Source organism: Serinicoccus kebangsaanensis, assembly GCF_008919445.1.
Lineage (GTDB): Bacteria > Actinomycetota > Actinomycetes > Actinomycetales > Dermatophilaceae > Ornithinicoccus > Ornithinicoccus kebangsaanensis.
This window is the reverse complement of the sequence record NZ_VSLG01000006.1, coordinates 14,694-34,317: the sequence shown is the minus strand read 5'-3', so window position 1 is coordinate 34,317 and position 19,624 is coordinate 14,694. Positions and strand designations below refer to the sequence as shown.

Annotated in this window: 15 protein-coding genes, 1 tRNA gene and 1 pseudogene; 9 read left to right on the top strand and 8 right to left on the bottom strand. The window is 71.7% G+C overall.

What is annotated here, in order from left to right:
- The 3 genes from FXF60_RS08300 to FXF60_RS08290 are packed head-to-tail and all read left to right on the top strand — an operon-like array spanning window position 1 to window position 3,961.
- Window positions 1-975, top strand: a complete 975-nt coding sequence (locus FXF60_RS08300; RefSeq protein ID WP_151525414.1) for a sugar ABC transporter permease — start codon at window positions 1-3, stop codon at window positions 973-975.
- On the top strand, window positions 972-2,891 hold the full coding sequence (locus tag FXF60_RS08295) for a glycoside hydrolase family 13 protein (protein WP_151525412.1): 1,920 nt from the start codon (window positions 972-974) through the stop codon (window positions 2,889-2,891). Before FXF60_RS08300 ends, FXF60_RS08295 begins: the two co-directional genes overlap by 4 nt.
- Window positions 2,885-3,961 carry a LacI family DNA-binding transcriptional regulator gene (locus tag FXF60_RS08290; RefSeq protein WP_437440857.1) on the top strand — a complete coding sequence of 359 codons (1,077 nt, stop codon included), beginning with the start codon at window positions 2,885-2,887 and terminating at the stop codon, window positions 3,959-3,961. The genes FXF60_RS08295 and FXF60_RS08290 overlap by 7 nt, the downstream gene beginning before the upstream one ends.
- 92 nt (window positions 3,962-4,053) lie before the next feature.
- On the opposite strand, the gene otsB is transcribed toward FXF60_RS08290, so the two are convergent.
- Window positions 4,054-4,839 carry a trehalose-phosphatase gene (otsB, locus tag FXF60_RS08285; protein ID WP_151525410.1) on the bottom strand — a complete coding sequence of 262 codons (786 nt, stop codon included), beginning with the start codon at window positions 4,837-4,839 and terminating at the stop codon, window positions 4,054-4,056.
- Window positions 4,836-6,305 (bottom strand): alpha,alpha-trehalose-phosphate synthase (UDP-forming), encoded by a 1,470-nt coding sequence (locus FXF60_RS08280; RefSeq protein ID WP_151525408.1) that lies wholly within the window; start codon window positions 6,303-6,305, stop codon window positions 4,836-4,838. The genes otsB and FXF60_RS08280 overlap by 4 nt, the downstream gene beginning before the upstream one ends.
- 304 nt (window positions 6,306-6,609) lie before the next feature.
- On the opposite strand from FXF60_RS08280, the gene FXF60_RS08275 reads away from it, so the two are divergent.
- The 3 genes from FXF60_RS08275 to FXF60_RS08265 all read left to right on the top strand — a co-directional run bounded on the left by FXF60_RS08275 (window position 6,610) and on the right by FXF60_RS08265 (window position 9,773).
- Window positions 6,610-8,550: a serine/threonine-protein kinase gene (locus FXF60_RS08275; RefSeq protein ID WP_192796662.1), complete on the top strand. Its 1,941-nt coding sequence runs from the start codon at window positions 6,610-6,612 to the stop codon at window positions 8,548-8,550.
- A 151-nt stretch (window positions 8,551-8,701) separates the two neighbouring features.
- Complete coding sequence (locus FXF60_RS16930) at window positions 8,702-9,655, top strand: transglycosylase family protein (RefSeq protein WP_151525404.1); 954 nt, start codon at window positions 8,702-8,704, stop codon at window positions 9,653-9,655.
- Window positions 9,656-9,700: 45 nt separating this feature from the next.
- Window positions 9,701-9,773: transfer RNA gene (locus FXF60_RS08265), tRNA-Thr, on the top strand.
- 320 nt (window positions 9,774-10,093) lie between these two features.
- Here the strand turns inward: FXF60_RS08265 and FXF60_RS08260 are convergent.
- Window positions 10,094-10,810, bottom strand: coding sequence for an ABC transporter ATP-binding protein (locus FXF60_RS08260; protein ID WP_151525402.1), 717 nt, complete (start codon window positions 10,808-10,810; stop codon window positions 10,094-10,096).
- Window positions 10,807-11,898 (bottom strand): ABC transporter permease, encoded by a 1,092-nt coding sequence (locus FXF60_RS08255; RefSeq protein WP_151525626.1) that lies wholly within the window; start codon window positions 11,896-11,898, stop codon window positions 10,807-10,809. Before FXF60_RS08255 ends, FXF60_RS08260 begins: the two co-directional genes overlap by 4 nt.
- Window positions 11,899-12,048: 150 nt before the next feature.
- Here FXF60_RS08255 and FXF60_RS08250 point away from each other — a divergent pair, with 150 nt between their 5' ends.
- From FXF60_RS08250 to FXF60_RS08240, 3 genes and pseudogenes are all read left to right on the top strand, one after another.
- Window positions 12,049-13,245 (top strand): sensor histidine kinase, encoded by a 1,197-nt coding sequence (locus tag FXF60_RS08250; RefSeq protein WP_151525400.1) that lies wholly within the window; start codon window positions 12,049-12,051, stop codon window positions 13,243-13,245.
- Window positions 13,242-13,862, top strand: a complete 621-nt coding sequence (locus tag FXF60_RS08245; protein ID WP_151525398.1) for a response regulator transcription factor — start codon at window positions 13,242-13,244, stop codon at window positions 13,860-13,862. Before FXF60_RS08250 ends, FXF60_RS08245 begins: the two co-directional genes overlap by 4 nt.
- Window positions 13,863-14,077: 215 nt before the next feature.
- A pseudogene (locus tag FXF60_RS08240) lies at window positions 14,078-14,668 on the top strand (alpha-hydroxy acid oxidase); the annotation flags it as partial.
- A gap of 226 nt (window positions 14,669-14,894) precedes the next feature.
- Here FXF60_RS08240 and FXF60_RS08235 read toward each other — a convergent pair.
- From FXF60_RS08235 to FXF60_RS08220, 4 genes are read right to left on the bottom strand one after another with little or no spacing between them, the layout of a single operon-like run.
- Complete coding sequence (locus tag FXF60_RS08235) at window positions 14,895-17,657, bottom strand: multicopper oxidase domain-containing protein (protein ID WP_151525396.1); 2,763 nt, start codon at window positions 17,655-17,657, stop codon at window positions 14,895-14,897.
- On the bottom strand, window positions 17,645-18,814 hold the full coding sequence (locus tag FXF60_RS08230) for a DUF8744 domain-containing protein (protein WP_192796661.1): 1,170 nt from the start codon (window positions 18,812-18,814) through the stop codon (window positions 17,645-17,647). Before FXF60_RS08230 ends, FXF60_RS08235 begins: the two co-directional genes overlap by 13 nt.
- Window positions 18,811-19,245, bottom strand: a complete 435-nt coding sequence (locus tag FXF60_RS08225; RefSeq protein WP_238335773.1) for a hemerythrin domain-containing protein — start codon at window positions 19,243-19,245, stop codon at window positions 18,811-18,813. Before FXF60_RS08225 ends, FXF60_RS08230 begins: the two co-directional genes overlap by 4 nt.
- 49 nt (window positions 19,246-19,294) lie before the next feature.
- Window positions 19,295-19,591, bottom strand: coding sequence for a DUF2249 domain-containing protein (locus FXF60_RS08220; protein WP_151525393.1), 297 nt, complete (start codon window positions 19,589-19,591; stop codon window positions 19,295-19,297).
- Between the last annotated feature and the right edge of the window lie 33 nt (window positions 19,592-19,624).

The following is a 19,624-nucleotide window of genomic DNA, read 5'->3' as shown; positions in this document are numbered from 1 at the left end:
ATGACTTCTCCTCAGGACCCCACCAACACGACCATGGGCGCGGTCGACGCGCACGGCAGCGACAAGGCGCGCGACGGCCGGCTCGACACCAAGGCGTCCGACGTCTACACCGTGACGACCAAGTCGCGCCGCACGTCCTTCCGGGCGGTCTGGTGGAGGCACGCGCTCGCGCTCCTCTGCCTGGCCTTCGCGCTCTTCCCGATCATCTTCATCGTGTCCTCGGCCTTCAACAACGCCGGCACGCTGTCGACCTCGGGGCTGCTGCCCACCCGGCCTGGCCTGGACAACTTCAACGACCTCTTCAACGACGGCGCGCGCCCGTACTGGGCGTGGTACCGCAACTCGCTCATCATCTGCGGTGTCGCCACGCTCGCCACGCTCGTGCTGGGGGCCGCCGCGGCGTATGCCTTCTCCCGGCTCCGGTGGACCGGTCGCCGGTTCGGGCTGCTGTTCATCCTGCTGGTCCAGATGTTCCCCGCGATGCTCGCCTTCATCGCGCTCTACATCACCTTCGCCAACGTCGGCGAGATCATCCCCCAGATCGGGCTCAACACCCTGTGGGGTCTGCTGCTGGTCTACCTGGGTGGGGCGATGGGCTCCAATATCTGGCTCTTCAAGGGCTACTTCGACACCATCCCCCGGGAGCTGGACGAGGCGGCCAAGATCGACGGCGCCAGCCATGCCCGCGTCTTCCTCACCATCATCCTGCCGCTGGTCCGGCCGATCCTGGCCACCGTGGGCATCCTGGCCTTCGTCGGCCTGTGGGGTGAGTTCCTCCTCGCGAGCATCTTCCTCACCCAGGCCGAGACCCAGACCCTCGCGGTCGGGCTCTACAACACCCGCGAGGCCAACCAGAACGAGTACTTCGGCCAGTTCGTGGCCGGTGCTCTCCTGGCCTCGCTGCCGGTGGTGCTGGTCTACCTCAGCCTGCAGCGACTGCTCATCGGCGGGATGACGGCGGGCTCGGTGAAGTGACCGACCCGGCTGATCCCCACCACGACGGGTCGCCGCTCTACGTCAGCGACGCGACTCCCGCGCCCGGATCGGTGGTCTCGGTCCGGGTGCGGGTGCCGCACACAGCTGGCGTCGCGGCGGTCCACGTGCGCACCACCCCGGACGGCGAGCAGTTCTTCAGCGCCGCTCGGCGGCTGCACCGCGGTGCGCACGAGGACTGGTGGCAGGCGGAGGTCACCTGCCACAACCCGGTCACCACCTACCGCTTCCTGCTCGAGGGTGAGGGATACCGCTGGCTCAACGGTGACGGTATGCACCCGCGCGACGTCCCCGACACCAGCGACTTCCGCCTGGTCACCCACCCGGCGCCGCCGGAGTGGGCGCAGCGCGCGGTCGTCTACCAGGTCTTCCCCGACCGCTTCGCCCGCGACGCGGGCGCCGAGCCCGAGGGCGACCGAGGAGGTCCGCGTGCCGACCTGCCCGACTGGGCGCTGCCGGCGCGCTGGGAGGACCCGGTCTCGCTGACCCGCGCCGAGGGTCCGGTGCAGGTCTTCGGCGGCACCCTGGACGGGGTGCGCGAGCGGCTCGACCACCTGGTCGACCTGGGCGTCGACGTCCTCTACCTCACGCCCGTCTTCCCGGCCCGCTCCAACCATCGCTACGACGCGTCCACCTTCGAGGCGGTGGACCCGGTGCTCGGGGGTGACGCCGCGCTGCTGCGGCTGCAGGAGGCCGCGCACGAGCGCGGCATCCGCGTCATGGGCGACATCACCACCAACCACACCGGCGACGCGCACGAGTGGTATGCCGCGGCCCAGCAGGACCCGGACGGCGAGTTCGGCGGGTGGTACGTGCGGGACGAGGCGCGGCCCGGCTCCTGGGTCACCTGGCTGGGCGTGCCCAGTCTGCCGAAGCTGGACCACAGCAACGCCGCGCTGCGGGCCCGCCTGACCGAGGGCCCGGAGTCGGTGATCGAGCGCTGGCTCGGGGAGGGTCGCGGCTTCGACTCCTGGCGGGTGGACGTCGCCAACATGACCGGGCGGTACAAGTTCGACGACCTCACCCACCAGGTGGCGCGGGAGACGAGGGCGGCCGTGGACCGGGCGACCGGCGGGCAGGGGCTGCTCGTCGCCGAGCACACGCACGACCACAGCCGCGACGTCGACGGCGACGGCTGGCACGGGGTGATGAACTACTCCGGTTTCACCCGCCCGGTGTGGACCTGGCTGCGGGCGCCGGGCTTCGCGCCGAAGTTCCTCGGCAGCCCGCTCCAGGTGCCCCGGCTGGGGGCCGAGCTCGTGGCGGCGACGATGCGCGAGTTCTCCTCGATCGTGCCGTGGCGCTCCTGGGTGCACAGCATGACGCTGGTCGGCTCGCACGACACCACCCGGGTGCGCACCCTGGTCGGCGACGACGTCGCGCAGGTCAAGGTCGCGGCGGGGCTGCTGCTCACCATGCCGGGCATCCCGATGATCACCTACGGCGACGAGATCGGTATGCCGGGGGACTTCGGCGAGGACGGGCGTCGCCCGATGCCGTGGGCGTCCCGTGAGGCCGGCGACGGTCTGTGGGACGAGCAGCTCACCGAGCACTACCGCGAGCTCATCGCGCTGCGCCACGGGTGCGCCGCGCTGTGGGGCGGGGGCATGCGCTGGCTTCACGCCGAGGGTGATGCGATGGTGTTCCTGCGGGAGCACCCGGAGCAGACCGCCCTGGTGCACGTCGCCCGGGCCGCGCACGACAGTGTGCCGCTCCCGGGCGAGCATCTCCCCGGTGTCGCCGACGCAGAGCACCGCTGCGGCGACACCGCCACGCTGGACACCGTGTCGGACGCTGTGCGCCTGTCCTCGTCCGGGCCGGGCGTCACCGTCTGGACGTGGCCGACCATCGCACCGGACTGGGATCCGGTGCCCGAGACCTACCGAGGTGGCTGGTGAGCACGACGACCCCCTCCAAGCGGAGCGCCGAGGTGCCCGCGCCCGGCGGCGCGCGCGGCAGGCTGGCGGACCTCGCGGCATACGCGGGGGTCAGCGAGGCCACGGTGAGTCGGGTGCTGAACGACAAGCCGGGGGTCGCGGGCGCGACCCGGCAGGCGGTGCTGACCGCCGTCGACGTCCTCGGCTACGAGCGGCCGAGCAAGCTGCGGCGCAACAGCGCCGGGCTGGTCGGGCTGATCACGCCGGAGCTCACGAACCCGGTGTTCCCGATGTTCGCCCAGTCGATCGAGACGCAGATGGCGGCCGCCGGCTTCACGCCCGTGCTGTGCACCCAGACGCCCGGCGGCGTGCACGAGGACGAGTACGTCCAGATGCTGCTGGACCGCGGGGTGTCGGCCATCGTCTTCGTCAGCGGCTACCACGCGGACAGCCGGGCGGGCGTCGAGCGCTACACCTCGCTGCGGGACCGAGGGCTGCCGATCGCGCTGGTCAACGGCTACCGCGAGGGGATCGACGCCACCTTCATCAGCCACGACGACCAGGCGTCGATGCGGCTCGCCGTCCGCCACCTGCGGGACCTCGGGCACACCCGCATCGGCTTCGCCACCGGGCCGGCGCGCTACGTGCCGGTGCAGCGGCGGATCGAGGGCTTCCGGGAGGCGATGGCCGACCTGTCCACGGGCGAGGGCGCCCTCGACCTGGACGAGCTGATCTGCACCACGCTCTTCTCCGTCGAGGGCGGTGCCGCGGCCGGTCGCCAGCTCATCGAGGCGGGCGCGACCGGGATCATCTGCGGCTCGGACGTCATGGCGCTCGGCGTCTTCCGGGCCGCGAGCCAGCTGGGTCGCAGCGTCCCCGGTGACCTGTCCATCGTCGGCGGGGACGACGTGCCGTTCATGACCTTCGTGGACCCGCCGCTGACCACGGTCCGGATGGACGTCATGGGCATGGCGGAGGCGGCGGTCACCGCGGTGCTCGAGGAGATCGCGGGGGAGCCGGTGGACCGCCGGGAATACCTCTTCGACCCCGAGCTCATCCTGCGCGAGTCGACCGGGCCGGCCCCGCGCTGAGGTGGCCACGAGCGACGCCCGGTGGTGCCTGAGGCAACCACGGGCGACGCCCGGTGGTGCCTGAGGCAACCACGAGCGACGCCCGGTGGGCTTCAGGCGCGGCGTGCGGCCAGGAGGGCCTTGAGCAGCTCGACCACGGCGTCCTCGTCGGCCACCCGGAAGCGCGCCCGGGTCTCGCCGTCGCCGACCCGCACGGTCAGGGCCCGGGCGGCGCGAGCGGCGTCCGGGTCGTCGGCCAGCGCCGCGAACCCGTGCTCGTCGGTGAGGTCGTCACCGGCGTAGAACACGGCGTCCGCGCCGACCTCTCCGGCGAGGTCGACCAGTGCGACCCCCTTGCCGACGTGCGCGACCGCCAGCTCGGCGACGCCCTTGCCGGGGGTCACCTCGACGCCGGTGTGGCGCTGCCCCAGCCCGCGCGCGGAGGCCAGGGCGGCCTGCGCCTCCGGCTCCGCCAGACCCCGGGTGTGCACCACCCGGGCGGCGGGCTTGGTCTCGACCCGGATGCCGGGGTGCTGCTCGCGCAGCGCCGCCAGCTCGTCGTCGAGGGTGGCCAGCAGCCCACGCTGGTGCTCGTCCAGGGCCAGCCCGCCCGCGTGCCGGGAGTCCTCGGCGCCGTGGCTGCCCACGAGCACCAGCGGCTCCTGCGCGCCGGAGAGCTGGCGCAGCGGCTCCAGCGCCCGCCCGCTGACCAGGGCGACCGTGGTCCCGGGGAGCTGGGCCAGCGAGGTGAGCGCGGGCATACCGCCGTCCACGGGCCGGGAGTCCATCGGGTCCAGCACGAGCGGGGCGAGGACCCCGTCGAAGTCGGTGGCGACGAGCACCCGGTCCAGCGCGGCGAAGTCCGCGACCGCGGCGGCGAGGTCGGGGGAGAGGCTCACGAGTCGCCCTTCGCGCCGCTGCGGGAGGGTCGCTCGGGGGCGGCCTCCAGACCGGCGAGGAAGTCGCCGGCCCAGCTCTGCACGTCGTGCTTGCGGACCCGGCGGCGCAGCGAGCGCATCCGCCGCTCCTTCTCCTCGGGGTCGGCGCGGATCGCCCGGAGGATCGTCTCCTTCAGGCCCGCGATGTCGTGCGGGTTGCACCGGTAGGCCTGCGGCATCTCCTCCGCGGCGCCGGTGAACTCGGAGAGGACCAGCGCGCCGCCGCCGTCGTGGCGGGCGGTGACGTACTCCTTGGCCACGAGGTTCATCCCGTCCCGCAGCGGCGTCACCAGCATGACGTCGGCGACCCGGAAGAGCGCCGCCATCTCCTCCCGGCCGTAGGACTGGTGCAGGTAGTGGATCGCCGTCGCGCCGAGGTGCGAGACGTCGCCGTTGATCCGCCCCACCATCCCCTCGATCTGCTCCCGCAGCGTGCGGTATGCCTCGACCCGCTCGCGGCTCGGCGTCGCCACCTGGACGAAGGTGACCTGGTCGGGGGCGATCTCGCCGTCCTCGAAGAGCTCGCCGATGGCACGCAGCCGGTGCCGGATCCCCTTGGTGTAGTCGAGCCGGTCGACCCCCAGCAGGACGACCTCGGGGTCGCCGAGGGAGGCACGGATCTCCGCCGCGCGCGCGGTCACCTCGGGGGAGTCCGCGAGCTCGCGGAAGCCCGACGCGTCGATGGAGATCGGGACCGCGGCGGCGCGGACCGTCCGGGGCGCCGCCCCCAGCCGCCCGTCGTCGGTGCCGACCCACTCGACCTTCTCGCCCTTGGTGGTGGCGCCGAGCACGGCGCGGCAGGCGCGGCCGAAGTTGCGGGCGTCGTCCGGGCGCTGGAAGCCGAGGAAGTCCGCGCCCAGCAGCCCGCGCAGGACAGACTCGCGCCAGGGGAGCTGGGCGAAGAGCTCGACCGGCGGGAAGGGGATGTGGTTGAACCAGCCGATCCGCAGGTCCGGGCGCTGGTCGCGCACCATCGCCGGCACCAGCTGCAGCTGGTAGTCGTGGACCCACACCGTGGCGCCCTCGGCGGCGACCTCGCAGATCGCGTCCGCGAAGCGCTGGTTGATCTCCCGGTAGCAGGTGTACCACGAGCGGTGAAAGGTCGGCGCCACGATGACGTCGTGGTAGAGCGGCCACAGCGTGTCGTTGGAGAAGCCCTCGTAGTAGTCGGACAGCTCCTTGCCGGACAGCGGCACCGGGTGCAGCCGGAGCTTGCCGTCGTCGAACGGCTCGGGCGCCTCGCCGGGGAAGCCGGCCCAGCCGACCCAAGCGGCACCGCTCTCCCAGCCGCGCATGACCGACTCCATGGCCGTGACCAGGCCGCCCGGGGCAGTCCGCCACTCGTAGCTGCCGTCCGGGTGGACGTGCCGGTCCACCGGCAGCCGGTTGGCGGCGATCACGAAGTCGTAGGTCTGCCGGCTGCTCATGCGTTCCTCCAGGTCCCCCACGGTCGTCGTCGGTGCCCAGCCTATGAGGTGGCGACCCCCCTCGCCGAACATGAGCAGTCGAACTGTCCTGGCTGCACGTCCAGAACCGTGCAGTCAGGACCCTTCCGCTGCTCATCGTCAGGTGGGCCTCCGGCGGGCGCCTCCGCGAGCCCAGGTCACGTCGCGGTCGGCGGAGGGAACCATCGCCAGTTCCTCGTCGTTCACCCGCACGTGCGCTGCGCCGCCACACCATGTCCACCGCGAACACACCGCAGATCCAGGAAGAGCGCATACCGTGGAACCTGTGACCACCGACCTGCCTCGCGCCGACGACGCGCGCCGTGACGCCACGCGCGCGGTGCCCGCGACCGGTCGGGGCGTCGCCGTGGGCACCGAGGAGACCGAGGCGGTGCCGATGGTCGTGCCGCGCACGCTCGGCCCGTGGACCCTGCGCGAGCGGATCGGCGAGGGCGGCATGGGTGTCGTCTGGCGCGCCGAGGACGAGCGTGGCCGCGTGGTCGCGATCAAGGTGCTGCGCCCGCACATCGCGCACGACGAGGGCGCCCGGGCGCGGCTGCGCCGTGAGGTGAGCACGCTGGCGCGGGTGCACCACCCGCAGGTCGCCGCGGTGATCGACGCCGACGTGGACGGGCCGGCGCCCTACATCGTGACCGAGTACGTCCCCGGGCGGCCGCTGGACGTCGTCATCGAGGAGCGCGGCGCGCTGGGGCGGGAAGCGCTGCTGCGGCTGGCCCGGGGACTCGCCGGGGCGCTGCAGGCGATCCACGCGCTCGGGATCGTGCACCGGGACCTCAAGCCCGGCAACGTCCTGCTGGACGGTGAGGGTGACCGGCTCGACCCGGTGGTGATCGACTTCGGGATCGCCCAGGTCGCCGACGACGTGCGCCTCACCTCGACCGGCCTGGTCATGGGCACGCCTGGCTATCTCTCGCCGGAGCTGGTCGACGGCGGCGAGATCACCGAGGCCACCGACTGGTGGGGCTGGGCGGCCTGCCTGGCGTATGCCGCGTCCGGGCACCCGCCCTTCGGCCGCGGCCCGATGACGGTCGTCCTCGACCGGGTGGTCCGCGGGCGCGTCCAGCTGGATGGGGTGGACCCCGAGCTGGCGCCGCTGCTGGCCACTGCCCTGTCGCCGCGCCCGTCGTGGCGGCCGAGCGCCGAGGAGGTGCTCGAGGCGGTCGAGCTGTATGCCCGCGGCGAGGACGTCACCGGCGCGCTGCCCCGCCCGCCGCAGGAGCCGGTCGAGCGTGGGGTGGACGCGACCCAGGTGACGCCGCAGGTGTCGCACACCCGGGAGGCTCCCCGACGGGCGCCCGACCCGACCCGGTCGACCCCCGCCGGGCCGAGGACGCGCCAGTGGCAGCAGCCGGCCCGCGGGGCCGCGCCCCAGCCGCTCGTGCAGCCGCGGGAGCCGCAGCAGTGGCCGCAGTCGCCCGACCAGCAGCGCACCACCGCCGGACCTGGCGCGCGGGCGCAGGGCTGGGCGGGCCCCTCGCACCAGCCGGGGCCACGCGCCGAGGCCGCACGGCCGGAGACGGGCGGGCAGCAGGCATACCCCGGCCAGGGGGCGCCCGGCCCGGCCGACCCGGAGCAGGGCCAGCCGGACCCGCGGATCGGTCGCAGCGCCCGCAGCGGCACCCTCGCGGCGATGCTGCTCGGCTTCTCCGCCGTGGCCGCGGCGGCGCCGCTGCTCGCGTGGGGGCTGTACGCCGCGTGGGGCCTGACGACGCGGACGGTCGACCGCACCCTGACCGGGCTCGTGGTGCGCCGGCACGAGGCCGGTCGACGGCGCAGCGACGTGCCCCTGACGGTGCTCGCCTCGCCGTGGCACCTCGTGGCGGCGGCGCTGTCCACGCTGCTCTCGTTGCTGCTGCCGCTGGCCGTGGCGGCGGTGGTCGCGATGGTCGTCTCCGGACTGCTCACCACCACCGAGCTCGCGCCGGGTGTGGGGATCGCCCACCCGGTCTCGATGGGTCTGGGCTCCCTCGTCGGCGGGTGGCTCGGGTGGTGGGGCCCGGCGAGCACCTCGCTGCGCCGCGGGTCGCGCACCCTGGTTCGGGGGACCGTGCCGCGGGGCGTGCCCACGCTCATCCTCATCACGCTCTGCCTGGTGGGCGGGGCGGCGCTGGCCTACTGGTCCCTGCTGGACGGGGACGTCGTGTCCTGGTGGCCGCTGCCGGGCGGGACGTCGCCCCTGGACTACCTGCCGTTCGGGCTCCGCTGAGCCACGCGCATACCGTCACACCTGCCTCACCCGACGCATTTGTGCACGTGAGACTCGTCACATAGGTCTTCCCACCTGCCCTGACCTGCCTTAGCGTGGTCCGGGCGCCTCGTCCCAGGCGTCACACGTGTCACATCCGGAAGGACCCACCATGGCCCGCCCTGCCCGTCACCGCGTCGCCCGCACCGGCGCCGCCCTGCGCCGTGCCGGCCATGCCACCCTCGCCGGCACCGCCTCCCTGGCCACGGTCGGACTGACCGCGCAGGGTGCCGCCGCCGACGAGAACGTCTGGGACCGGGTCGCCGACTGCGAGTCGAGCGGCAACTGGAGCATCAACACCGGCAACGGCTTCTACGGCGGGCTGCAGTTCTGGCACCCGACCTGGACGGGGTTCGGGGGGCAGGAGTTCGCCGGGTATGCCCACAAGGCCACCAAGGTGGAGCAGATCACCGTCGCCCAGCGGGTGCTGCGCGCCCAGGGGCCGGGCGCGTGGCCGGTGTGCTCGGTGCGTGCCGGGCTGACCATGAGCAACGGGCTGGCGCCCTACCCGGGCGGTGGCAACGACCCCGCTCCCGAGCCGGACCCGGAGCCCACGCCGCCCCGGGGCGAGAGCGAGACCTGGCGGGTCACCGCCGGTGCCGGCGCCAACATCCGGTCCGGCCCGGGCACCCACCACCGCGTCATCGGCGGCGCCGGCCACGGCAGCCGGTTCCAGGGCGCGGCGAGCAACGGGTGGGTCAAGCTCGAGGGCCGCTCGGGGTGGATCAGCGCCAGCATCATGAGCCGCGTGGGGGACGACGGCGGGGGCGGCGGTGGGGGCGGCGGCTCGCACCTGGCGCCGCTGGTCGCGGACGGCATCCGCGGACCGCTCACGACCACGGCGATCCAGCGCTGGGTCGGCGTGCCCGAGACCGGCCGCTGGGACAACCGCACGATCCGTGCGGTGCAGGCCGAGGTCGGCACCGGCGTGGACGGCATCTGGGGTCCGAAGTCCCAGGCCGCGCTGCAGAACCACATCGGCATCTCGCGGGACGGCTCGACCTACATGAACCACCGCACGGTCGCCGGCCTGCAGAAGTGGCTCAACGCCAACGTCGTCGGCTGAGACCGGTAGCATCGACGGTCGGCCCGGCGCTGTGGGATCGGGTCTGCCGGTGTGGCGCAATTGGTAGCGCACCTGTCTTGTAAATAGGTGGTTGAGGGTTCGAGTCCCTTCGCCGGCTCTGGAATCGCTTGCGGCGCAGGCGATTTGGGCTCTCAAGTCTGCCCTTCAGTCTGCTGTTGGTGAAATAGGTGGCTCCGGCAGCCGGGCATCTCTGACCTGCGATTTCGGGGCCAGTGCGGTGCGAGGGTGCTTGCCCCATTTGAGTTACTGATGCACGTGCGCTGCTTGCGCGACGGGGCGGGGGCAGGGGCCTGAGCCTGCAGTGGGGGACACCGCACAGTCTTTCAGCATCGCTCAGGTCGACATGCGGGTGTTACCGGTCCGTGCAGCGGTCCCCAACTTCTCGATACTCCTCTTCTCGTTGCTCGGCCGTCCAGTTCAGCGTATAAGCGCGCGCCCAGCGATTGGGGTAGTGATACGACCGTCGAGGACCGTGACGAGATCATCCAGGGTGTGGCGGTGCGCGAGGTCGTGGGTGACGAGCAGGGTGGCGGTGTCGCGTTCGTGGGTGAGGCGGGAGATGAGTTCCATGATCTTCGCTCCGCGTTCTTGATCCAGGGCGCTGGTCGGCTCATCAATGAGGAGGACTTCGGGTTCGTGGACGAGGCCGCGGGCGATCGCGATCCGTTGCCGTTGCCCGCCGGAGAGCTGGTGCGTGCGCTTGCCTGCGTGCTCGGTGAGGCCGACGGCGTCGAGGAGTTCGTCGACACGGGCGTCGATCTTCGCTCGCTTGTTCCGGCTGGTGCCGCCGCCGAGCCTGGCCATGACCTGCAATTGCTCGCGCGCCGTGAGCGCGGGCAGCAGGTTGGACTGCTGGAACACGATGCCGATGCCCTCACGGCGCAGTTGCGTGGCCTCGTGCTTCGGGAGCTGGGCGGCGTCGGTCATGTCGCTGCCGTTGCCGATGAGAACTCCGCCAGAGTCGGGGCGGAGAAGGGTCGCGGCGACGGCGAGGATGCTGGACTTGCCCGACCCGGAGGGGCCGGTGATGCCGGTGACGGTGCCGTTGTTCCCGCGGAGGCTGGCGTTGTCTACGGCGGTGATGCGGTTCTCCCCGTCGGGGAAGGTGAGGGTGACGTTCTGTAGTTGGATCATCGGTTGCTCCCAAGGGCGGTGAGGGGGTCAGCTTTGGTGACGGAGCGCAGCGCGAACGCGGCTCCTGCGAGGCCGAGGACCGCCATCACGACGGCTGGAGCGAGAGTGGTGATCGGGCTGATGATGAACGGCAGCGCCTGCCCCGCGACGGTGCCGAGCCCGATCACGGCGGCGAGGCCGACACCGATCCCGGCGATCAGGACGATGGACGCCTGGCCGAGTGAGTCGCGCACGAGCGACCCGGTGGTCGCACCGAGGGCTTTGAGCACGGCCATGTCACCGGCACGCTGCATCGTCCAGACCGTGAAGAACGCGCCTACGACGAGGGCGGAGATCCCGAACAGCATCGCGATCATCAGCCCGAGCGACCCGATCTCGGATTGGAACGCTTCTAGCGCGGTCAGGCTCGCCAGCGGTGTTTCGGCGACCGTGCCGGTTGCTGCACCTATGGCTTCCCAGTCTGCGTTGGCGGTGACGGCGAGCACCGTCGCTTCGCCTGTGCCGCCGACGCGCTTGCTTGCCTCGCTCCACGCCTCTGGGGTCAAGGCGATAACCGGTGTGTGGCTGTACCAAAGATCATCGCCGACGACGCTGACGGTGAAATCAGTGCCGGTGATCGAGATCGTGTCACCAGTCTCGACGCCGAGATCATCGGCGGCTCCGGAGGAGACACCGACCTCGTCGTCGTGGACCGGGGCGAGGTCGAACAGGGGGTTCGACTGGGTACCCGAAGCATGCTGTGGCAGCCCGTAGAGGGCAACCCCGGTCGGGTCGTCGATGCGGCTGGCCGAGGCCCGCGATTGGACGATCCCGATGGGTGTCACCGACTCGACCCCGTCCGCCTGTTCCCATGCCGTGACTGTGTTCTCGTCGAGGGAGGATGTTGCGTAGCTGGGGTCGCTGTTCTCGGGCTGCTGCAGCACGAGCCGGTCCCCGGGCAACTGCAGCACGGAAGAGATGTTCTGGGCGGCCAGACCCCCGGTGAGGCCGGAGAGGAAGCCGACGAGCAGGGTGATCAGGGCGACGACGGCCCCGATGAGGAGAAACCGGCCGCGGGCGAACCGCAACTCTCTCCACGCGACGAACACGATGATGCCTTTCCGCTCGCGCACTCTGCCCGAGCTACCCTTCAACCCTCCTTCGCGCAGGCAGGGCCGGGCATCGCCCAAACCGTGGGATTCACGGTCCAACTTTCGGTTGATGGCCGGGCAACACCGCTCGCATAGGCTCGGAGCGTCATGTCGCATTCGACCCTCGCCCCGGTGTTCACCGGTCTCCGGTTCGGCCTGCACACCCTCCTGATCGGGCTCGCGGGCTTCACGGTTGTGCGCGCATACGTCGTCTCCTCGCCGGCTGCGACATGGACGCTGGTCATGGGGATCGCGTTCGTCGCGGTGTATCTCGCCGGTGCATGGGCGGCGCGGCCACAAGGCGAATCAGGAGTCTCCCGGCGCGGTGACGCCGTCGGCTGGATCGCCGCGCTCACGCTGTTGTGGGCGGTGCTGACGTGGCTGAGCCCCGAGGGGGCCTACCTCGTCTTCCCGCTGTTCTTCCTCTACCTCCACGTCCTGCCCGGACGTGGAGGGGTCGCGGCGATCGTGGTCACGACCGCGTTCGCGATCCTCGCCCTCGGCCTCCATCTCGGGTTCAGCGTCGGCGGGGTGATCGGCCCACTGGTGGGCGCCGGCGTCGCCCTACTGATCGGGCTCGCCTACCGTGCGCTTCGGCGTGAAGCCGAAGAGCGCGAACGGCTCGTTGCCGAGCTGATCCGCACTCGGCAGCAACTCGCCCAGACCGAACGCGAACAGGGCGCACTGGCGGAGCGCGCCCGGCTCGCTCGTGAAATCCACGACACCGTCGCCCAGGGCCTGTCCTCGATCCAGATGCTGTTGCGTGCCGCTGAACGCGACACCCCCGAGCCCGGTGCCGGGTACGTGCGGCTCGCCCGTGAGACCGCGGCCGACAGCCTCGCCGACACGAGGCAGATCATCCGCGAGCTCACCCCGACCCGACTCGGCGACGGACTCGCCCCCGCCCTGCACCGCCTCGGTCAGGAACAGTCCGACCGCGCGTCCATCCCAGTCGAGGTGAGTGCCGAGGAACTCGACTTGCCGATGGGAACCCAGATCGCGCTGCTGCGGATCTTTCAGGGCGCGCTCTCGAACACGATCCGCCACGCGAACGCCACCCGCATCACCGCCGAACTCACCCGAGACAACGCCACGGTATCTCTGGTGGTACGCGATGACGGGCGCGGCTTTGAGGTGTCCTCCGCGGTCGCCGACTCGCATGAGGCTGACTCCTTCGGGTTGCACGCCATGCGTGAGCGCCTCGAACAACTCGACGGCACCCTCACCATCGCCTCGGCCCCTCAACAGGGCACCACGGTCACCGCGCGACTGCCGCTTCTCACCGGAAGCGAGGCGGCATCGTGATCCGGATCGTGCTTGCCGATGACCACCCCGTCGTCCGCACGGGCTTACGTGCGATGCTCTCAGGCGACCCCGACCTCGACGTGATCGGGGAAGCGGCAACCCCTGACGATGTCGTCGCCCTCGCGAGCGATCTGATACCGGACGTGGTGCTCATGGACTTGCAGTTCGGCACCGACCAGACCGGAGCCGACGCGACCCGCCGCATCCGCGCACTCAACCATCCGCCTGCCGTGCTGGTGCTCACGAACTACGACACCGACAGCGACATCCTCGGCGCCGTCGAAGCCGGAGCCAGCGGCTACCTCCTCAAAGACGCCCCACTCGAGGAGCTCATCGCTGCAATCCGTGCCGCAGCCGCAGGCGAGACCGCCCTCGCCCCCGCGATCGCGGGACGACTGCTCGCCCGGATGCGTTCCCCGCAACCCAACCTCAGCGCCCGCGAGACCGAAGTGCTGCGACTCGTCGCAGACGGCGCGACGAACAACGACATCGCGGCACTACTGCATATCAGCGACGCGACCGTGAAATCACACCTCGTGCACATCTACACCAAGCTCGGCGTCTCCTCCCGCACCGCCGCCGTCGCTTCTGCACGTGACTCCGGCCTACTGCGGTGAAGGCATACCCGGCTTTTCTGCTCGGGCTTCGGGACTGCTGCACCTGCGGGTGACAGTGGTTAGTCACGCATCCAGACCGGCTGGTGTGGTCATGATGGTCTCTACTCGATGTCCACGGCCAGTTGGAAGTCCCCGGTTTTGGCCAGGTGGATGTCCCCACCCTCTGCGGGGTGGATCACGTGGTGGGCAGCTCACCTCCTCGGCGTTGACGGGGGTGGTGGTTCGACTTCCTCACCACACCCACGCTGGAAATCGCCTCCCTCAGCACCACCGGAGGAACCGTCGGAGAGCTGCTGAACGCCGCCATGGACCCGATCATCAGCTACGACGACCTCGACGTCATCCGCGACATGTGGCCGGGCAAGATCGTGGTCAAGGGCGTGCAGAACGTCTCCGACGCCGCCCGGCTGGTCGAAGCCGGCGTCGACGGCATCGTGCTGTCCAACCACGGTGGGCGCCAGCTCGACCGCGCGCCGGTCCCCTTCCACCTCCTGCCGCAGGTCGTCCGCGAGGTGGGTAAGGACGCCACGGTCATCATCGACACCGGCATCATGAACGGAGCCGACATCGTCGCGTCCATCGCCCTCGGAGCCAAGTTCACGCTCATCGGCCGGGCCTACCTCTACGGCCTGATGGCCGGCGGGCGCGAAGGCGTCGACCGCACCATCGCCATCCTGCGCAGCGAGATCGAACGCACCATGACCCTGCTCGGCGTGTCCTCGTTGGCTGAGCTCGAACCCCGGCACGTGACACAGCTCACCCGGCTCGTGCCCCGCGAGCCTCGCGACTCGCCTGCACGGACCTGAGCGGACTGCGCCCGCCGCCACTCAACGACCGCCATCCCGGCAGTCTTTCGAGCAAGCGAGCAGTGGCCAATACGAGCCACGAGGCGCCAGCCGTGGTGCACGTATGCTGCACGTCCGTCAGGACGACCTGGTCCTCCAGACCCAGGTGCCTGAGCTGCCCTCAGCCGCGGACGGACACCGGGGCGGACTCGGCTTGCGCAGCGATCCCTCCGGCGGCGGTGGGTGTTCAATCATCGGTCCGCGTAGTGACCCGTATGACCCCGTGGGCGCCGCGCTCGGCGTCGGCCATGGCGTGGGAGACGAACGGGTAGGACCCCGCCTCGGGGAAGGTCAGCTCGACGAAGCCGCCCTGGGCGGCCATGAGGCCCAGGGTCTGTGCTCCTGCGTCCTCGGCCGGAGCCTCGGGACCCCCGAGACGCCAGGCCCCTTCGGCGTAGACGGTGTCGAACTGGCCGCCGACGACGTGGAAGGACGTCGAACGGTTCGGGCCGGCGTCCAGCACCCAGAGCCGCACGCGGTCTCCGACCACGACGTCGAGAACGTGCTCGTCGTACTGGTTGGCGATGCCGTTGAAGGTGACGAAGCTTGGCCGGTCCGAGGCGGCCGCCACGGCGTCGACCTCCGCAGCAGGCGCTTCTGCGTGATCTGTGGCGGGGGAGAGGTGTACCTCGGACTGGACGAGCAGGTACTCCTGGTCGACCGGAGGCAGGCCCTCGGGTGGGTCGATGATGACGGCGCCGTGCATGCCGGCCGAGATGTGGCTGGTCATGGGCATGGTCGAGCAGTGGTACATCCAGATCCCGGCCCGCTGTGCGGTGAAGGTATAGACCAGCGACTCCCCGGGTGGGATGGTGCGCATCGGCTCGTCAGGGGCCAGGGCCCCGGCGTGGAAGTCGATCGAATGACCCATCGTCCCGTCGTTGACCAGGGTGATCTCGAAGACGTCCCCCACCTTGCCGCGCAGCGTCGGACCCGGGACCCGACCGTTGAAGGTCCAGCGGAGCTGAGTGATGCCGGGGGCGACCTCGAGCTCCTCCTCGGTCGCCCTGAGGGTGCGCTGGTGCGTGGTGCCCGCCTTCGTCGTCACCGGCGGCAGAGCTGGGTCGACCGGGTCCGTCACCGGGGTCTGCGGGTCGAGGTGCATCGAGGCTGGGCCGTCGGTGTCGTTTCCCTCGGTGTCGTGGCCGGTAAGGTCCTCAGCGGCGAGGGACACCTGGTCGTCCCCGGTCACCACGACGTCCAGGACCATTCCCATCTGCCGGTGGCCCACGATCGTGCACCAACCCTGCGCCGGCTCTCCGACGACACCCAGGTCGAGCGTGGCGGACTCGCCGGGGGCCAGGCGCGGGGTCCGCTCGCCGAGCATCTGCAGGTCGTGCACGGTGGCCGGGTCGGTGTTGGTCAGCTCGACCACGAGGCGGTCACCGCGGGGCACCTCGATACGGGCGGGCTCGAAGCGCATGTCGACGGCGGCCACCTGCACGGTGGTGGTGGCGCCGGTGGGGGCGACCACGGGCTCCCTGCTCGCGTCCCCGGATAGGCCCAGGCCGGCTGCGGGAGGGTCGAGCGCGACGCCGATCGACACGGCCAGCACGAGCGCGGACACCGCAGCCACCAACTGCCCGCCGGACCAGACCGAGGGCATCCGGTCGGGCTTGCCGGCGGGAGTGCCCAGCGTGGGGGCCGCCCCGGCCGGGCGTTCTCCCCGGGCGCGGGCCGTCTCCACCTCTTTCTTCGCGCGCACCGCGGCGCGGATCCCGGCGAGCATCAGCGGGACGAAGGCGGCAAGGGCGAGCACGACGAGGACGGACAGGATGACGCGGACGATGCTCGGGGCGGGCAGCAGGCACAGGAGCAGGCCGGCGTTGATGAGGACCAGCCGGGCGGTACCCCACCGGTCGAACCACGTCTGCCCGGCTCGCACGACGGTCTTGCCGCCGCCGAGCACCGACGGCACCAGGTAGGACAGCGCTCCCGCCAGCAGCTGCGCGGCGAACCCGACGACGAGGATCGCGGTGGTGGGGCCGAAGCCGTCGGTGAACTCGGCCCACGTCTGCGTGGTCGAGAGCCGCACGAGGACGACCACGATGCCGGCCAGCCACCAGACCAGCGACAGACCGACCGAGGCCGGGGCGAACTCGCGCGGGCGGGCGGTCCGAGCCGGCGCGAGGACCGCGGAGGCCCACCACGCCAGCGCCAGGGCGTACAGGCTCAGCGCGGCGACGGTGACCCACCGCAGGTCAGCCAGGGCGCCGGTCACGAGCAGCGCGATCGCGCCGGCGAGTCCGGGCAGGGCCTGGCGCGCGCGCCGTTCCGCCTCGGGCCCGATGGGGGTGCGCAGCATCGTGGGCCACAGGGTGAGCAGGGTGCCGGTGACGGTGAGCCCGACCCAGCCGAGGATGTTGACGGTGATGTGCGCCAGCAGGATGCGGCCGTGCGTCGCGTCGTCGAGACCCAGCGCGAGGGTGGCGCCCAGGGCGACGCCGACTGGCAGGCAGACGGCCGCGGCCAGGTAGTACCGCACCGTCACCCGGAACCGGCCCGGCAGCGCCGAGCGCAGCCGGCGGAAGAGCTGCACGCCGTGCCAGACGACGGCGGCGGTGACCAGCGCCGCGCCCGTCGCGGTGACCCACCACTGCGCCGTGGGCACGCCGACCAGGATGGTCGTGGTGCCGACCAGGAGCAGGATCAGGCGGCGGTTCTGCTGGCGCCGGTCGTCCAGGCCGGGCGCGGTCTTCAGCAGCGCCTGGGTGAAGTGGGTGCTCCACACCATGATCGAGTGCGTCAGGGCGCCGAGCAGCACCAGGTGCACCATGAGCCAGCGCGAGTCGGGCACGAAAGGGTGCACCAAGGTCGTGGCCACCGCGAGCACCATCCACAGCACGCCGGGGTAGTCGCGCAGCGGCCACCTGCCCCGTGTGCCGCCCGGACGGGCGGGACCGGTCGCTCGCGGGGCGTCGGGGACGGTAGGGCTGGTCAGGACAGGCATGCGGGCTCGTGTTCCTCGGTCGTAGGGGTGGGGGAGCGGTGGCGGGTATGCCGTGCGCGTCCGGTTCGGTGGCGCCGGGCGCCGGCCGAGGTGATGACCGCCACCGTGATGAAGAGCAGGACGGCTGCGACGTTGCCGATGAGCGCGGCGTGCCAGCCGGTCGTCGTGCCGACGGCCAACGTCAGGAACCGACCGAGCAGGGTGACGTGCAGCAGGACCAGGGGGCCCCACATGAGCGTGGTGTAAGGCAGGCGCACCCGCAGCACGGCGGGCAGGATCACCGGGGCGTGGGCCAGGATCATCGACATCGCGAAGCCGAGGAAGGTCGCGTGGACCACGATGTCGTACCCGGCGGCCGAGACCGTCGACGACCCCATCAGGACCAGACTCAGCCCGCCGACGGCGAGCCACCCGTAGCCGGCGAGGAGCGCGGCGGCGGCGAAGCGCGGCAGCCGGCTCGTGCGGACCATCCGGCGGGCGATGTCGTGTCGGACGAGCCAGGCCGTTAGAAGCATCAAGGACACCCCCAGCAGGCGCCCTCCCGTCGAGGGCCACAGCACGGCCGCGACGGCGGCGCCGCTCAGGCCTGTGGCGTGGGCGGTGAGGGCGGCCCGGGAGATGGTCGGCATCGCCAGGCGGGCCAGCTCGACGCGCTCGGCGGCGATGGTCAGCACGACGAAGCCGATCAGCAGCGGCACGACGGCCGCCACCTGGACGCGGTTGAGCAGCAGCGCGGCCGCGGCGGCGAGGACGGCGCCGAGAGCCTGGACGGCCACGAGCAGGTCGCGGTTACGCCGCCACAGCGCGAGGTAGACCACGACGAGCAGCAGCATGCCCTGCACGAGTAGCAGCCGTCCGAGCAGCGGCTGGGGCAGCAGTACCAGGGCGAGGGCCCCGGCGCCCAGCAGTGCAGGCGCGAGGAGGGACCAGGTCGCGCGCAGGGCGACGGCGCGTTCGAGGGCGATGACGGTGCCGAGGAACCCGAGCACCATGAGCGGCCCGTGCAGGACCGCGAGCCGCGCGCTGCCGAAGGGGGCGGGCAGACCGGCCAGGGTGAGTGCGGCGTCCAAGCCGGCCAGCAGGGCCAGTCCACCGCCGGCGATGAGCAGCGGGGTGCAGCGCGGGCTACGGCCGGCGAGGCCCGTGCTCGTCCTCATCCTGGGTGCGGTGCCTGTCCCTGCGCCTTCGCCATCGGGGTCGGCGTCGCCTCGTCCACCTCGGCCCAGTCGGGGGCGTCGAGAGCGATCGCCGCAGCGGGGAACAGACCGTTGTCCTCCCTGTCGATGTGGTGACGCAGGTCGTGCAGGAAGGTGTCGACGAGCACGGGGTCGACGTCCGCGCCGGCCCTCCGGATCGCCTCGAGCTGGGCATCGAGCGTGGTGTGCTCCGAGCAGAGGCTGTCGATGTGGTCGGTGAACTCCTCCTGGCGGCGCAGTACGGCGAACAGCCCGGTCTCCTCGTCGCGGGTGTGCGGGTGCAGCAGCGCCTCGACCCGGTCGACGGCCGCCACGACCTGCGGGGTACTGCCGCCCTCGCACGCCCGGCGCAGCTCACCGGAGGCGTTGATGATGTCGGTGTGCTCGGCCATGAACCGGCCGATGACCCCAATTGACTCGCAGCCGCAGTAGGTGCACATCTCAGGCGGCGCGGGTGAACCGAAGGGTCCAGGCCTGGGGGCCGCTGCCCCGGTAGTCCCAGCTGATGGCCTCTCCCTCGCGGTCGGTGATCTGGGCGAGCAGCGGCAGGGGGTCGTGCGGGGCGACGAGGTCCATCTGCTGTCCCGGACGCAGCCCGGACAGGGCGCCGAGGATGCTCGCGTGGCGCAGCGCGTGGGGGATCTGGCGGGCGTCGAGGGCGGGCACGCCCTCGTCGCTGCAACCGCAGCCGCAACCGCCCTCGCGGACCTGGGCGAGGGGGAGCTCGGTGTGGGTCATGGGGTCCTCCGGTGTTCGTCGTGGACGGTGGTG

Bases quoted from the DNA above. Each gene is read 5' to 3' on its own strand.
- FXF60_RS08300 (WP_151525414.1), top strand. From the start codon at position 1: ATGACTTCTCCTCAGGACCCCACCAACACGACCATGGGCGCGGTCGAC.
- FXF60_RS08235 (WP_151525396.1), bottom strand. From the start codon at position 17,657: ATGCCTGTCCTGACCAGCCCTACCGTCCCCGACGCCCCGCGAGCGACC.
- FXF60_RS08280 (WP_151525408.1), bottom strand. From the start codon at position 6,305: ATGAGCAGCCGGCAGACCTACGACTTCGTGATCGCCGCCAACCGGCTG.
- FXF60_RS08225 (WP_238335773.1), bottom strand. From the start codon at position 19,245: ATGGCCGAGCACACCGACATCATCAACGCCTCCGGTGAGCTGCGCCGG.
- FXF60_RS08260 (WP_151525402.1), bottom strand. From the start codon at position 10,810: ATGATCCAACTACAGAACGTCACCCTCACCTTCCCCGACGGGGAGAAC.
- FXF60_RS16930 (WP_151525404.1), top strand. From the start codon at position 8,702: ATGGCCCGCCCTGCCCGTCACCGCGTCGCCCGCACCGGCGCCGCCCTG.
- FXF60_RS08220 (WP_151525393.1), bottom strand. From the start codon at position 19,591: ATGACCCACACCGAGCTCCCCCTCGCCCAGGTCCGCGAGGGCGGTTGC.
- FXF60_RS08250 (WP_151525400.1), top strand. From the start codon at position 12,049: ATGTCGCATTCGACCCTCGCCCCGGTGTTCACCGGTCTCCGGTTCGGC.
- FXF60_RS08230 (WP_192796661.1), bottom strand. From the start codon at position 18,814: ATGAGGACGAGCACGGGCCTCGCCGGCCGTAGCCCGCGCTGCACCCCG.